Genomic DNA, 15,259 nt, shown 5'->3' on the forward strand with positions numbered 1-15,259 from the left:
CCGTGTGTTCAAGCTTCTGGTCCTGCCGGGCGATGGCATCGGGCCCGAGATCATCCGCGAGACCCTGCGCGTCGTCGACTGGGCCCGGAACGCCGGGCTGCGGATTGAACTGAGCGAGGGATTGGCGGGCGGCGCCAGCATCGACATCGTGGGCGCGCCCATCGCCGAAGACGTGGTCGAGCAGGCTTTGGCCTCCGACGCCGTCCTGTTCGGCGCCGTCGGCGGGCCGAAGTGGGACCACCTGCCCCGCGCCCAGCGCCCCGAGATGGGCATACTGCGCCTGCGTCAGGCGCTGGACCTCTACGCCAACCTGCGGCCCGCCGTCTGTTTCGACGCGCTGCTGGACGCCTCGGCGCTGAAGCCCGAGCTGATCCGGGGCCTCGACATCCTGATCGTGCGCGAAGCCACGGCGGGCGTCTATTTCAGCCTGCCGCGCGCCAATGAGGTCGACGCCAACGGCCAGCGCCGCGCCTATGACACCCAGGCCTATACCGAGGCCGAGATCGCCCGCGTCTGCCGCACGGCCTTCGAACTGGCCCGCACCCGCCAGCGCCGCGTCTGCTCGGTGGACAAGGCCAATGTCATGGAGACCGGCGCCCTGTGGCGGGCCGTCGCCACTGAGGTCGCCGCCGACTATCCCGACGTGGAGCTGTCGCACATGTACGCCGACAACTGCGCCATGCAGTTGGTCCGGCGGCCGGACCAGTTCGACGTCATCGTCACCGACAACCTGTTCGGCGACATCCTGTCGGACGCGGCGGCGGCCCTGACCGGGTCGCTGGGCCTGCTGCCCTCCGCCTCACTGTCCGGGCTTGGACAAGGCGGGCATAGTCGCGGTCTGTATGAGCCGATCCACGGCTCTGCACCTGATATCGCGGGCCAGGGCGTCGCCAACCCCATCGCGACCATCCTGTCCTTCGCCCTGTGCCTGCGCTGGTCATTCGACCGCGCCGATCTGGCCGACAGGCTGGAGCGCGCCGTGCGGCAGGTCGTGTCCAGCGGCGTGCGCACTCCCGACATCGCGGAAGCCGGGGTCGCCCCCGTCTCCACCATCCAAATGACCGACGCGGTTCTGGCCGCGCTGGACGCCCAGTTCGCGTGAGGATCAACCGATGAGCGCCCCTACCTTGCAGACCGTCATGGACCTGATCGACGGCCGCACCGACGAACTGGTCGCCCTGACCCAGGATCTGATCCGCTTCCCCACCATCAACCCGCCGGGGGAGGCCTATCGCCCCTGCGCCGAATACATCGGCGAGCGGCTGAAGAAGCGCGGCTTCACCGTCGAATATGTGCGCGGCGAAGGCTCGCCGGGCGACAGCGACCAGTATCCGCGCACCAACGTCATCGCCCGCTGGACCGGCAGCGAACCCGGCCCTTGCGTCCACTTCAACAGCCACATCGACGTGGTCGAGGTCGGCGCCGGCTGGACCGTCGATCCCTTCGGCGGCGAGGTGAAGGACGGCAAAGTCTACGGCCGCGGCGCCTGCGACATGAAGGGAGGCCTGGCCGCCTCCATCATCGCGGTCGAGGCCCTGATCGATTCCGGACTGCCCCTGCCCGGCGCGCTGGAGATCTCCGGCACGGTGGACGAGGAATCCGGCGGCTACGGCGGCGTCGCCTATCTGGCCGAGCGCGGCTGGTTCTCGGAACCGCGCGTCAACCACGTCATCATCCCCGAGCCGCTGAACGTGGACCGGGTCTGCATCGGCCACCGCGGCGTCTGGTGGGCCGAGATCGAGACCAAGGGCCGCATCGCCCACGGCTCCATGCCCTTCCTGGGCGACTCCGCCATCCGCCACATGGGCGCGGTGATGGAAGAGTTCGAATCCAAGCTCTATCCCGCCATGGCCGCCCGCCATTCCGACATGCCGGTGGTGCCCGAAGGCGCGCGCCAGTCGACCATGAACATCAACTCCATCCACGGCGGCCAGGCCGAGGGCTTCGACGGCCTGCCCGCGCCCTGCGTCGCCGATTCCAGCCGCATGGTCATCGACCGCCGCTTCCTGATCGAGGAGACGCTGGAGGAGGTGAAGGGCGAGGTGAAGGCCATCCTCGACGGGCTGGCGGCCCAGCGTCACGGCTTCCGCTATGAGATGCGCGACCTGTTCCAGGTAGCGCCCAGCATGGCCGACCGCGACGGCCCGGTGGCCAGCACGACCGCCGCCGCCATCGAGACGGTGCTGGGCAAGAAGGCCCAGTTCGTCTGCTCGCCAGGCACCTATGACCAGAAGCACATCGACCGCATCGGCAAGCTAAAGGACTGCATCGCCTACGGCCCCGGCGTGCTCGATCTGGCGCACCAGCCGGACGAATGGGTGGGCATCGACGACATGACCAACTCAGCCAAGGTCATGGCTAGGGCGGCCTATGATCTGCTGACCCGCAAGCGGAGCTGATAGGATGGCGCGTGGCGACATGGAAGAAGAGAACATCATCGGCCCGCGCCTGCGCGCCCTTCGGGATCGCCTGGGCCTGTCGCAGCGCGCCCTGGCGCGCAAAGCCGGCGTGCCGTCCAGCACCGTCAGCCTGGTCGAGAGCGGCCGCACCAGCCCCTCCGTCGGCTCGCTGAAACGCCTGCTGGACGCGGCGGGCATATCGCTGGGCGACTTCTTCAGCTCGGAGTTCGAGACCCCGACCAAATACTTCTATCGCCACGACGAACTGACCGACATTTCGCGCGGCGAAGTCTCCTACCGTCAGCTGGGCTCCAGCCAGGATTCCAGCTTGCAGATCCTGTACGAGACCTATCAGCCCGGCTCGGACAGCGGCCGGGTCATGCTGTCCCACGAGGGAGAGGAAGGCGGCATGATCATCTCCGGCCGTCTGGAAGTCACCGTCGACGGCCAGTCGCGGGTGCTGAAGGCGGGCGAAGGCTATCTGTTTCCCAGCGTCCTGCCGCACCGCTTCCGCAACATCGGCGACGCGCCTTGCGTGGTCATCAGCGCCTGCACGCCGCCGACCTTCTAACGGCGCCGCTGCGAATGATCAGTATTCCGATCATTGGATTATTTTATCCTTACGCGACAGGAAGATAGGCACCCAAAGAAACAGTCTTGCTCCAAATCGACCCAAGGCAGCTACTGATTGCCGAGGGAAGAGAGATTTCCGTCGCCGACAGAGCAGCCGCACAAATGTGCTGCATTGCACAAAACGTCGACTACGGAGATAGTTCGGCGACCGGGCAGTCCCGGCCGCGACGGCTGAACGCGGCCATAGACCGCGACGGCCTCATGGGGAGGAAGACGATGAATCGTCTGATGGTCAGCGTTTCCGCCGGGGCCTTGTTCGCCCTGTCCGCCACCTCCGTCGCCGCGCAGCGCGCGCTCGACGAGCCGGCCGCCACCACGGTCGACGAGGTCATCGTCACCGCCCAGCGCCGTGAACAGGCGGCCCAGGACGTAGGCATCGCCCTCAGCGTCCTCAGCGGTGAAAGCCTGACGCAGCAGGGCGTCACCAACGTCAACCAGCTTCAGAACGCCACCCCCAACCTGGAGGTCGAACCGGCCTTCGGCGGCGGCGCGGCCCAGTTCCGCATGCGCGGCGTCGGCTTTCAGGACTACGCCTCCAACAACTCGCCCACCGTCGGCGTCTATGTGAACGAGGTCGCCTATCCGGTCCCCGTCATGACGCAGGGACTGATCTTCGACATCTACCGGGTCGAGGTGCTGCGCGGGCCGCAAGGCACCCTCTACGGCCGCAACACCACCGGCGGCGCCATCAGCTTCGTCACCAAGCGCCCGACCGAAGACCTGTCCGCCGGGCTGATGACTGAATGGGGCAGCCACAACCTGTTCCGGGGCGAGGTCTATGTCTCCGGTCCGCTGGCCGAAACCCTGCGTGGCCGTCTGGCCGTCTCGACTGAGCAAGGCGGCGCCTGGCAGCGAAACCGCGACACGGGCGAAAGCCTGGGCGACGCCGATCGCACCGGCGCCCGCGCCCTGCTGGAATGGACGCCCAATGAAACCTTCACGGCCCTGCTCGACATCCACGGCGGCGTCGACAAGTCCGAGAACCAGGGCCTGTATCTGATCAGTGACCTGCACACCCGCCTGGGGACCGGCCCAGTCATTCCCGCCGACAAGGACCGCTCCAAGACCGGCTGGGGCCTGTCTCAACGCTTCGCCAACGCCATCGGCCGTGATGTGAACGCCAAGCCGGGCCGGGACAACTCATCCTGGGGCTCCTCGCTGAACGCCAATCTGGCGCTCAAGGGCATGAACCTGTCCAGCATCACCAGCTATGAGACCCTGGACCGCAGCGAATACGGCGACTGGGATTCCAGCGCCTCGGTCGAGGCCGACACCTTCTTCGGCAGCGACGTGAAGGTTCTGTCGCAGGAACTGCGTCTGGCCTCGGACAACGACAGCTCCCTGACCTGGGTGGCCGGGTTCTACTATTCGAAACAGGATCTCAACGAGCGCTACTTCTCGGACTTCATCGACATCTACAATACCTACGCCCAGGTCACCTATGACCAGAAGGTCGAGTCCTGGAGCCTGTTCGGTCAGGCCGAATACGCCTTCTCCGAGCGGTGGAAGGCCATTCTGGGCCTGCGCTACGAAGAAGAAACGCGCGAGCTTGAAGGCTTCGGCTCGGCCTTCGGCGGCGCCACCGCCCTGCCCCCGACCAGCGTCGACACCAAGATGACCCCGCTGACCGGCAAGGCGGCGCTGGAGTTCAAGCCCGTCGACAACGTCCTGCTCTACGGCTCGGCCAGCCGGGGCGCCAAGTCGGGCGGCTTCACCACCTACAACACCGGCGACAGCAGCGGCATCGAACCCTTCGATCCGGAAATCCTCTGGGCCTATGAGTTGGGCTTCAAGGCCGACCCGTCGCGCGCGGTCCAGATCAACGGCGCGGCCTATTATTACGACTACAACGGCCAGCAGGTGCTGTCGGCTGTCTGCGGCGCCAACGGGCCGGTCGGCCGCTTCACCAACGCTGACTCCAAGATTTACGGCGCGGAACTCGAAGGCGTCTTCCGCCCTGCCGCCAGCCTGCGCATCAGCCAGAACCTCAGCTACAAGAAGGGCGAGTACACCGACTTCACCGACCTGGATATCGGCGCCTGCCAGCAGACGCCGCGCGCCACCGTCTACATCGACAAGTCGGGCCAGAAGATCCCCTTCCCCGCCTGGTCCTACGGCGGATCGGTCAGCTACGACTGGACCGTCGGCGGCTTCGCCGTCACGGCCGAAGCCAACTACAGCTATCGCGACGAATACCCGTCCTGGCTGGGCCAGAAATACGATGTCGAGGCCTATTGGCTGGCCAACGCCAGCGTCACCATCGGCCCCGAGGACGCCGCCTGGTCCGTGGCCTTCTGGGCGCGGAACCTGTTCGATCAGGACTACGACCTGACCCGCAACTTCTTCACCAGCGCCGACATCGCCCAACCCGGAACGCCGCGCACCATCGGCGCGCGGCTGACCCTGCGCTACTGATCGATCACCCCGCTCAGTAAATCGAGCATGCAGGTAAAATATCCTTTTTTATCTGCATGTTGCGCCCGACAAGTAACAGTCTTCCCTTTCGACGCGGTTCGTCCGCTACTGGCGAAAGACAGAGGATGACCGCATGACCGCTGCAAGCGCCGGCAAGGCCGCCAACGACCTTGATCCATTCTGGATGCCGTTCACGGCGAACCGCGCCTTCAAGGCGCAGCCTCGCCTGTTCGCCTCGGCCAGGGACATGCACTACTTCACGCCGGACGGCCGGGCGGTGCTGGACGGCACCGCCGGCCTGTGGTGCGTCAACGCCGGTCACGCCCGCCGGCCGATCGTGGAGGCGATCCAGCGTCAGGCCGAGATTCTGGACTACGCCCCGACCTTCCAGCTGGGCCACCCGCTGGCGTTCGAGCTGGCCTCGCGTCTGGGCATGCTGCTGCCCGGCGACCTGAACCACGTCTTCTTCGCCGGTTCGGGGTCCGAGGCGGTCGACACCGCCCTGAAGATCGCCCTCGCCTATCAATCGGCCAAAGGGTTTGAGAACCGCACCCGTCTGATCGGCCGCCAGAAGGGCTATCACGGCGTCGGCTTCGGCGGCATTTCCGTGGGCGGGCTGGAGAACAACAGGCGCGGCTTCCCCACCCTGCCCGGCGTCGACCATCTGTCGCACACGCTGAACCTGGACGAGGCCGCCTTCACGCGCGGCCAGCCCGCCTGGGGCCTGCATCTGGCCGATGAGCTGGAGGCCCTGATCGAGACCCACGGCGCCGAGACCATCGCCGCCGTCATCGTCGAGCCCATGTCCGGCTCGGCCGGGGTGATCGTGCCGCCGCTCGGCTATCTGGAGCGCCTGCGCGAGATCACGGCGCAGCACGACATCCTGCTGATCTTCGACGAGGTCATCACCGGCTTCGGCCGCCTAGGCGCCCTGACGGCGGCCGAGGCCCTGGGCGTCACGCCCGACCTGATGACCTGCGCCAAGGGGCTGACCAACGGCGCCGTGCCGATGGGCGCCGTCGGCGTCAGCAGCGCCGTCTACCAGGCGGTGGTCGAGAGCGCCGCCGGACCGGGCATCGAGTTCTTCCACGGCTACACCTATTCCGGCCACCCGCTGGCGGCGGCGGCCGGTCTGGCGACGCTCGACGTCTATGAGAGCGAAGGTCTGTTCCAGCGCGCGATTGAACTGACGCCCTACTGGCAGGACGCCGTGCACAGTCTGAGGGGGCTGCGCCACGTCATCGACATCCGCGATCTGGGTCTGGTTGCCGGGATCGAGCTGGAGCCGCGTCCCGGCGCGCCCGGCGCCCGCGCGACCGAGGTCTTCCACCGGGCGTTCGACGAAGGGCTGCTGATCCGGGTGACGGCGGATGTCATCGCCCTGTCGCCCCCGCTGATTATCAGCCGGGAACAGATCGACGAACTGATCGGCCGCCTGTCAGGGATCATAGAAAAAACACCCTGATCAGGGGTGTCGAGGAGGGGGAATAGAATGAGAAAACACCTACTGGCGTCGTCGGTCAGCCTGCTGACCCTGGCCGCCTTCTCCAACGCGAACGCTCAGAGCGACGCCCGATCGGGGGATCAGGCCACGCGCGTCGACGAGATCATCGTCACCGCCCAGCGCCGCGAGCAGGCCAGTCAGGACGTGGGCGTCTCGCTCAGCGTCATCGGCGGCGAACAACTGGACGAGAAGGGCATATCGGTCGTCAACGACCTGGAAAACGCCGTCCCCAACATGGAGGTCGACAGCCAGTTCGGCGGCGGCCAGCCCCAGTTCCGCATCCGCGGCATCGGCGCGCGCGAATACTCCTCGAACAACGCCTCGACGGTCGGCATCTACGTCGATGAAGTGGCCCATCCCTATACGGTGACGACCCAGGGCGCCCTGTTCGACGTGGCGCGCATGGAAGTCCTGCGCGGCCCGCAAGGCACCCTCTACGGCCGCAACACCACAGGCGGCGCCGTCAACATCATCACCAATGCGCCCACGGCCGACTTCCGCGCCGGCTTCAACGCCGAGTACGGCACGTTCGATCGCTTCAAGGTCGAGGGCTATGTCTCGGGTCAGATCGCGCCCAACCTGCTGGGCCGCCTGGCCGCCGTCACCGAACAGGGCGGCGCCTGGCAATACCACCGCGACACCGGCGAAAAGCTGGGCGACCTCGACAAGACCGCCATCCGCGGCCGCCTGACCTGGGACGCCAGCGAGGCCGTCACCGTCGACCTGGCCGCCACCTATTCGATCGACAAGTCGGACGGCCGCGGCTTCCGCCTGCTGGGGCCGTACACGGTCGCCGACGGCAGCATCACCTACCCGAAAGACACGGCCTGGCGGATTACCGGGTGGGGCATTTCGCAACGTCTGGCCGATGTGGCCGGCGTCTCGACCGACGCGAAGCCGTTCCGCGACAATGACGGCTTCGATATCAACGCGCGCATCAAGGCGAATCTCGGCTGGGCGGACTTGTCCTCGATCACCGCCTATCAGACCTTCTCCCGGAAGGAATACAACGACTGGGACGGCACGCGATTCCAAGAGTCGGATGTCTATTTTTACAATGACATCAATGTCTTTGCTCAAGAGTTTCGCCTGAGCTCGACCAGCGACGGCCCGCTGCAATGGATGGTCGGCGCCCACTATGCCGATGAGAGCATCGACGGCGGCTTCTATACCGAGTTCCGGGGCTCCCCTTCGACCAACTACCAGTCCAGCCTAGTCAACACGGCCTATGACCAGAGCGTTACCGCCTTCGGGCTGTTCACGCACAACTCCTATCAAGTCACGGACCGCCTGAACCTGATCCTAGGCCTGCGCTGGGAAAAGGAAGAGCGGGAACTGACGAGCCGCGGCACCTTCACGGCCCCGGCCCTGCCGCCGCCGCCCGAGACATTTGACACCACGATGGAGGAAATCACCGGTCGGGCTGGACTGGAGTACACGCTCACGGACGACGCCCTGTTCTACGCCAGCGTGGCGCGCGGCGTGAAGTCGGGCGGTTTCACCACCTACAACTCTCCGAACTCCCAGGCAGCTCGTCCCTTCAAGCCCGAAATCGTCATCGCTTATGAGACTGGGATCAAGTCGGACTTGTTCGATCGTCGCCTGCGTCTGAACGGCGCCCTGTTCTACTACGACTACAAAGATCAGCAGGTTCAGGGGATCGAGTTCGACCGCACCGCAGGCCGCCTCGGCAAAATCACCAATGTGCCGAAGTCACACATCTGGGGCGGCGAAGTGGAACTGGTCTGGGCTCCGATCAATGGCCTGACCATTACCCAGAACCTCGGCTACAAGACGGGCAAGTACGACGAATATTTCGCGGTCGACAGCGCCGCGACCGTCGCCGCCAACCCGCCCAATGGCCCCTGGGACATCATCATCTCGAACGACCGCTCCGGCGAGCGCCTGTCCTTCCCCAAGATGAACTACGGCGGCTCGGTCGCCTATGACTGGGAAGCGGCCGGGTGGGATCTGCGCGCCGAGACGAACTACAACTATCGGGACGAGCTGTATTCCGTCAGTTCCTCATCGATCATCGACGCCTACTGGCTGTGGAACGCCAACTTCAGCGTCAGCCCGGCCGGCGCCAACTGGCGCGCGGGCCTGTGGGTGCGGAACATGTTCAACACCTACTACGAAGAGACCCGCAACGGTTTCAACGGCTCGGCGCGTCCGACCACCTCGCCCAGCCAGGGCCGCACCTACGGCGTGCGCCTGTCGGTGGACTTCTAAGGCTTCCTCCCGAGTGAGGCGGGCCGGTTCCGGCCGGTCCGCCTTGCGCCTTTTCCTGATGGTATGATGGCTTACTCCGCTTCCCGCCTTGATCGCCGCACCCTGCTGACGGGTCTGGTCGTCGCGCCCGCCGTGCTGAGTTTCGGCCGGGCGCAGGCGGGCGGCGCCTATCTGTTCCCGCTGGGCGTCGCCAGCGGCGATCCCGCGCCGGACGGCTTCGTCATCTGGACCCGGCTGGCCGCCGATCCCTTGGCCGCCGACGGTCTGGGCGGCCTCGACGCCGCCATTCCCGTGCGCTGGGAAGTGGCCGCCGACGACCAGTTCCGCCGCGTCGTCGCCGCCGGCAACGCGACCGCCGCCCGCGACGCCGCCCACAGCCTGCACGTCGAGGTCGCGGGCCTCAGCCCCCATCGCCCCTACTGGTACCGCTTCACCGCCCAGGGCCAGCAGAGCCCGACCGGCCGCGCCCTGACCACCCCTGCCCCGAACGCCGGCGCCGACCGGCTGCGCCTCGCCGTCGCCTCCTGCTCGCACTGGGAGCGCGGCTATTTCAGCGCCTACGGCCACATGGCCGACGAACAGCCGGACCTGACCCTGTTCCTGGGCGACTACATCTATGAATACAGCCTGGGGCCGGACCGCGCCGACCAGGTGGTGCGCCCCTACAACCTTGAGGAAGCGACATCGCTGGCGGGCTATCGCAACCGCTACGCCCTGCACCGCACCGACGCCGACCTACAGCGTCTGCACGCCGCCGCCCCCTGCCTCGCCGTCTGGGACGACCACGAGGTTCAGGACGACTATTCCGGCGTCTGGTCCAAGGTTTCGGGCGTTGCGCCCAATGACTTCCTGCAACGCCGCGCCGCCGCCTATCAGGCCTTCTACGAAGCCATGCCGATCCGCCGCGCGCGCCTGAGCGCCGCCCTGCAGATGCCGATCTATCGCCGCATCCGCTATGGCAAGCTGGCCGAGTTCTTCATGCTGGACGGCCGCCAATACCGCTCGAAACAGCCGTGCAGCGACGGCGCCAACGGCGGCAAGGGCCAGATCGTCACCGACGCGACCTGCACCGACCGGCTGGACCCGTCGCGCACCTTCCTCGGCTTCGAGCAGGAGCGTTGGCTGTACGACGGCCTGGCCCGCGCCGAGGCGCGCTGGAACATCCTGGGCCAGAATCTGGTGATGGCGGGCCTGCGTCTGGCCCGCAGCCCGGCCGAGGAAAACCGCTACTGGACCGACACCTGGGACGGCTTCCCCGCCGCTCGCGACCGGCTGACCTCGGCCCTGTCGGAACTGAAGCCGTCCAACCCCGTCGTCCTCAGCGGCGACTACCATTCCTTCTGGACCAATGACGTGAAACTGGACAGCCGCGACCCGTCGTCGGCCACCGTGGCGACCGAGTTCGTCGGCACCTCCATCACCTCGACCGGCCCCAGCTACGACGGGCTGATGGCCGTCATGCCCAATAATCCGCAGGTGAAGTTCTTCGACAGCCGCCCGCGCGGCTATATGTCGATCGACGTGCGCCCCGACCGCATGGATACGCGCTATCAGGTCATCAGCGACGTGCGCGATCCCAAGGCCAGCCTGTCGACCCTGAAATCCTGGACCGTTGAATCGGGCCGCCCCGGCGCCGTCGCCGCATGATCCTGTCTACCCGGAGTTTTCCCATGACCACCTCGCGCCGCTCTTCCCTCATCGCGATGAGCCTGGCTCTCGCGCTCGGCGGAGCGTTGAGCGGATGCGCCGGAGCCGTGTCGACACAGACGGCGGCGTCTGCGCCCGTGACCTTCTGGGAGGGCTTCCGCGATCACCCGCACGGCTATCTGACCGCCGAGAATACGCCCAACGCCGCCAACTTCCTGCCGCCGCCGCCCGCCGAAGGCTCGCTGCGCGAACAGGCCGACATCACCGCCTATCGCGCCATGCGGTCGCTGGAAGGCTCCGAACGCTGGGCCATCGCCCGCGCCGACAATGAGATCGAGACGCCCGGCGCCCCACGCGCCTTCGACTGCGCCCTCGGCTTCAAGTTCGAGCCGGAACAGATGCCGACCCTGACGCTGTTGATGGGCAAGATGCTGGGCGATCTGGAGATGATCCAGACCCCGGCCAAGAAGGGCTATTTCCGCAAGCGCCCCTTCGTGGTCGAGCCCCTGCCGACCTGCATCGCGCCCGAGACCTGGCTGGCGGCCAGCGGCTCCTATCCGTCGGGCCACTCGGCGCTGGGCTGGGCCTGGGCGCTGGTGCTGGCCGAACTGGCGCCCGACCGCGCCGACGCCATCCTGCGACGCGGCCTGGCCTATGGCGAAAGCCGCGCAGTGTGCGGCGTCCACTATCCCAGCGACGTCGAGGCGGGCCGCATCGTCGGCGCGACCATCGTCACCCGGCTGAAGGCCGATCCGGCGTTCCAAGCCGACTTCGCCCGCGCGAAAGAGGAGTTCGAGGCCGCCCGCGCCGCCGCGACCGAAAGCACCGCCGCCTGCCCCGCCTCGCTGGCGCGCCAGCCGTGGTGAGGCGCGCTTAATCCATGGCGTGAAAGCAAATCCATGACGTAGGCTGACGAAGATCGGCCACGTCGCAAGGGGGAGATCGAGGGAAGGTGACGAAGACAGGGGCGACACGCGTCGCGACAGCATCCCGACGGCGCGGCCGGAACGGCGGGCTTCGGTCCGGCCTGATCACGCTCGTGCTGTCGCTGGCCCTGTGCCTCGTCGGGGGCCTGACCGCGCCGCAGGTTCAGGCGCAAGCGCCGCGCGACCGTCTGGTGCTGGGCCTGCCGCTGGAGCCGCCGAACCTTGATCCGACCTCGGGCGCGGCGGCGGCGGTGGATGAAGTCGTCTACGCCAACGTCTTCGAGGGCCTGACCAAGCTGACCCAGAACGGCGCGGTCGCCCCGTCGCTGGCCGAGTCGTGGGAAGCCGCGCCCGACGGCCTGACCTGGACCTTCCATCTGCGGCGCGGCGTCACCTTCTCGGACGGCTCGCCGTTCGACGCATCAGTGGCGAAGTTCTCCCTGGACCGCATCACGGCCGAAGGCTCGACCAACGCCCAGAAGGCCCTGTTCGCGCCGATCCAGAGCGTCGAGGTCGTCGATCCGGCGACCATCCGCATCCGCCTGTCGCGGCCGATGGCGACCCTGCCCTATGTTCTGGCCTGGGGCGACGCGGTGATGGTTTCGCCGAGGAGCGCGGCCACCAACGCCGTTACGCCCGTCGGCACCGGCCCGTTCAAGCTGCAGGGCTGGCAGCGCGGCAGCCAGCTGACCCTGATCCGCCGCGACGGCTACTGGGGTCCGGCGCCCCGTCTGAACACCGTCGTCTTCCGCTTCATCAGCGACCCGACCGCCGCCTTCGCCGCCGTCAGCGCGGGCGACGTGGACGCCTTCCCCAACTACCCCGCGCCCGAGAACGTGGCCCAGTTCCAGCGCGACCCGCGCTTCCGCGTCGTCGTCGGCGCTTCCGAAGGCAAGGTCATTCTGGGGATCAACAACACCAAGGCGCCCTTCAACGACGTGCGGGTGCGCCGCGCCCTGTCCTACGCCATCGACCGCGAGGCCCTGATCCAGGGGGCCATGTTCGGCTTCGGCCAGCCCATCGGCAGCCATTATTCGCGTCAGGCGCCGGGCTATGTCGACCTGACCGGCCTCTATCCGCACGATCCGGCCAAGGCGCGCGCCCTGCTGGCCGAGGCGGGCTATCCCAACGGCATCGACGTGACCCTGCGCCTGCCGCCCCGCCCCTACGCCCGGCGCAGCGGCGAGGTTCTGATTTCGCAGCTGGCGCAGGCGGGCATCCGCGCCAGGATCGAGAATCTGGAATGGGCCCAGTGGCTGGATCAGGTGTTCAAGCGCCGCCAGTTCGATCTGACCATCGTCGAACACGTCGAGCCGATGGATTACGACATCTACGGCCGAAAGGACTACTATTTCGGCTACGACAGCCCCGCCTTCGACGCCCTTCTGGCTCAAGTCAACGCCGCCCCCGACGAGCCGACACGCAACCGCCTGCTGGGCGACCTGCAACGCCGCATCGCCGATGACGCGGTCAACGGCTTCCTGTTCCAGTCGTCACGCATCGGCGTGTGGAAGGCAGACTTGAACGGCCTGTGGATCAACGGCCCCATCGCCGCCAACGACGTCACCGGCGCCTACTGGACGGGCGCTGGCGCAGCAGGCGCCGCGACTGCCGAGCGCACGGGCGGCGGCCTGCCCTGGAGCTGGATCAGCCTGATCGCGGGCGCCGGCCTGCTGGCCTTCGTCGCCTGGCGCTTCGGCGCGGCCTGGCTGCTGAAGAAGCTGGGCGGCCACGCCCTGACGTTGGCGGCCGCGACCGTGGTCATCTTCCTGCTGCTGCAGGTCGTGCCCGGCGATCCGGCCAGCTATATGATGGGACTGAACGCCAGCCCAGAATCCATCGCCGCCCTGCGCCAGCAGATGGGCCTCGAAGGCTCGGGCCTTGAGCGCTACTTCGCCTGGCTCGGCGACCTGCTGACCGGAAAGTTCGGGACTAGCTACACCTATCAGGTGCCGGTCGGCGGCCTGATCGCCGAACGTCTGGCCGTGTCCGCGCCGCTGGCGCTGATGGCCACCGTCCTGTCGCTGATCGTCGCCCTGCCCATCGGCGTCACCGCCGCCAGCCGCCGGGGAACCGCCGTCGATACCGGCCTGATCGGCGTGACACAGGTCGGCGTCGCCCTGCCCAACTTCTGGATCGCCATGCTGCTGATCCTGTTGTTCTCGGTGAACCTGGGCTGGTTCTCGGCGGGCGGCTTCCCCGGCTGGAGCAGCGGCTTCTGGCCCGCCTTCAAGGCCCTGATCCTCCCCGCCGTGGCGCTGGCCGCGCCGCAGGCCGCCATTCTGGCCCGCGTGCTGAGAACCGCCCTGCTGGACACCATGAACGAGGACTATGTCCGCACCGCCCGCGCCAAGGGCCTGTCGGTCAATCAGGCCCTGTGGCGACACGCCCTGAGGAACGCCTGGATCCCGGTCCTGACCATCCTTGGCCTGCAATTCCCCTTCCTGCTGGCGGGCGGCATCATCATCGAGAACGTCTTCTCCCTGCCCGGCCTCGGCCGACTGGTCTTCCAGGCCATCACCCAGCGCGACCTGATCGTGGTGCAGAGCGTGGTGGTGGTTCTGGTCTTCGCCGTGGTCCTGGTCAGCTTCCTGATCGACCTGGCCTATCTGTTCGCCGATCCGCGCCTGAGGGGACGCCGCGCATGACCGACGCCCCCGCCATCACCGCCCCCGCCAAACCCCGCGTGCGCTGGCCCCTATCGCTGATCGTCGGCGCCACGCTGACCGCAATAGTGCTGGCCACCGCCCTGCTGGCGTTGGCCTGGACGCCCTACGACGTCGAGGCGGTGGACATCGCCGCCAAGCTGACCGCCCCCTCCGCAGCCCACTGGATGGGCACGGACCACTTCGGCCGCGACGTGCTGTCGATGATCATGGCGGGGGCGCAGAACTCCCTCGTCGTGGCCTTCGTCGCCGTCGGCATCGGCGTCGCAATCGGCACGCCTCTGGGCCTGACCGCAGCGGCGCGCGGCGGCTGGGTCGACGAACTGGTCATGCGCGGCAACGACCTGATCTTCGCCTTCCCCGCCCTGCTGCTGGCCGTGATGATCACCGCCGTCATGGGGCCGGGGGCGATCAACGCCGTCATCGCCATCGGCGTCTTCAACATCCCCGTCTTCACCCGCGTCGCGCGCGGCGCGGCGCAAGGGCTGTGGACCCGCGAATACGTTCTGGCCGCCCGCACGGCGGGCAAGTCGAAGACACTGATCTCGCTCCAGCACATCCTGCCCAATCTGATGAGCCTGCTGGTCGTGCAGTCCGCCATCCAGTTCGCCGTCGGCATCGTCGCCGAGGCGGGCCTGTCCTACGTCGGCCTGGGAGCCCAGCCGCCCGCGCCCAGCTGGGGCCGGATGCTGGCCGAGGCCCAGACCATGATCGGCTTCGCGCCATGGCTGGCCATCATGCCGGGCCTCGCCATCTTCGTGACCGTGCTGGGCCTCAGCCTGACCGGCGACGGACTGCGCGACCTGTTCGACCCGCGCGTGCGGCGGGAGCGTTGAC

Annotated in this window: 10 protein-coding genes; all 10 read left to right on the forward strand. The window is 67.4% G+C overall.

The features are described 5' to 3' along the window. The first annotated feature begins 4 nt into the window (after positions 1–4). The 10 genes from leuB (at position 5) to B3D50_RS06275 (ending at position 15,258) form a co-directional block, all read left to right on the forward strand. Positions 5–1,102 (forward strand): 3-isopropylmalate dehydrogenase, encoded by a 1,098-nt coding sequence (leuB, locus tag B3D50_RS06230; protein WP_286950435.1) that lies wholly within the window; start codon positions 5–7, stop codon positions 1,100–1,102. A 10-nt stretch (positions 1,103–1,112) separates the two neighbouring features. Then, on the forward strand, positions 1,113–2,399 hold the full coding sequence (locus tag B3D50_RS06235) for an acetylornithine deacetylase/succinyl-diaminopimelate desuccinylase family protein (RefSeq protein WP_286950175.1): 1,287 nt from the start codon (positions 1,113–1,115) through the stop codon (positions 2,397–2,399). Positions 2,400–2,403: 4 nt separating this feature from the next. Next, positions 2,404–2,970: a cupin domain-containing protein gene (locus B3D50_RS06240; protein WP_125900103.1), complete on the forward strand. Its 567-nt coding sequence runs from the start codon at positions 2,404–2,406 to the stop codon at positions 2,968–2,970. Between the two features lie 278 nt (positions 2,971–3,248). After that, a complete protein-coding gene (locus B3D50_RS06245) occupies positions 3,249–5,447 on the forward strand; it encodes a TonB-dependent receptor (RefSeq protein WP_286950178.1) in 2,199 nt (732 codons plus the stop codon). A 133-nt stretch (positions 5,448–5,580) separates the two neighbouring features. Then, positions 5,581–6,912 (forward strand): aspartate aminotransferase family protein, encoded by a 1,332-nt coding sequence (locus B3D50_RS06250; protein ID WP_286950180.1) that lies wholly within the window; start codon positions 5,581–5,583, stop codon positions 6,910–6,912. Between the two features lie 27 nt (positions 6,913–6,939). Continuing rightward, entirely contained in the window at positions 6,940–9,183 is a 2,244-nt protein-coding gene (locus B3D50_RS06255; RefSeq protein WP_286950184.1) for a TonB-dependent receptor, read from the forward strand. Positions 9,184–9,249: 66 nt separating this feature from the next. Then, entirely contained in the window at positions 9,250–10,830 is a 1,581-nt protein-coding gene (locus B3D50_RS06260) for an alkaline phosphatase D family protein (RefSeq protein WP_286950186.1), read from the forward strand. A 23-nt stretch (positions 10,831–10,853) separates the two neighbouring features. Then, positions 10,854–11,696 carry an acid phosphatase gene (locus B3D50_RS06265; protein ID WP_286950188.1) on the forward strand — a complete coding sequence of 281 codons (843 nt, stop codon included), beginning with the start codon at positions 10,854–10,856 and terminating at the stop codon, positions 11,694–11,696. 173 nt (positions 11,697–11,869) lie between these two features. Continuing rightward, a complete protein-coding gene (locus B3D50_RS06270) occupies positions 11,870–14,404 on the forward strand; it encodes an ABC transporter substrate-binding protein (protein WP_286950191.1) in 2,535 nt (844 codons plus the stop codon). Continuing rightward, positions 14,401–15,258: an ABC transporter permease gene (locus B3D50_RS06275; RefSeq protein WP_286950193.1), complete on the forward strand. Its 858-nt coding sequence runs from the start codon at positions 14,401–14,403 to the stop codon at positions 15,256–15,258. The genes B3D50_RS06270 and B3D50_RS06275 overlap by 4 nt, the downstream gene beginning before the upstream one ends. Position 15,259 lies beyond the last annotated feature (1 nt).

It is taken from the genome of Brevundimonas sp. UBA7507 (assembly GCF_002478355.1).
Classification (GTDB): Bacteria; Pseudomonadota; Alphaproteobacteria; order Caulobacterales; family Caulobacteraceae; genus Brevundimonas; species Brevundimonas diminuta_D.

What these genes read in the sequence shown, in the direction of transcription:
- B3D50_RS06245 (WP_286950178.1), top strand. Translation starts at nt 3,249, where the DNA reads ATGAATCGTCTGATGGTCAGCGTTTCCGCCGGGGCCTTGTTCGCCCTG.
- B3D50_RS06235 (WP_286950175.1), top strand. Translation starts at nt 1,113, where the DNA reads ATGAGCGCCCCTACCTTGCAGACCGTCATGGACCTGATCGACGGCCGC.
- B3D50_RS06275 (WP_286950193.1), top strand. Translation starts at nt 14,401, where the DNA reads ATGACCGACGCCCCCGCCATCACCGCCCCCGCCAAACCCCGCGTGCGC.
- B3D50_RS06240 (WP_125900103.1), top strand. Translation starts at nt 2,404, where the DNA reads ATGGCGCGTGGCGACATGGAAGAAGAGAACATCATCGGCCCGCGCCTG.
- B3D50_RS06260 (WP_286950186.1), top strand. Translation starts at nt 9,250, where the DNA reads ATGGCTTACTCCGCTTCCCGCCTTGATCGCCGCACCCTGCTGACGGGT.
- B3D50_RS06255 (WP_286950184.1), top strand. Translation starts at nt 6,940, where the DNA reads ATGAGAAAACACCTACTGGCGTCGTCGGTCAGCCTGCTGACCCTGGCC.
- B3D50_RS06250 (WP_286950180.1), top strand. Translation starts at nt 5,581, where the DNA reads ATGACCGCTGCAAGCGCCGGCAAGGCCGCCAACGACCTTGATCCATTC.
- B3D50_RS06265 (WP_286950188.1), top strand. Translation starts at nt 10,854, where the DNA reads ATGACCACCTCGCGCCGCTCTTCCCTCATCGCGATGAGCCTGGCTCTC.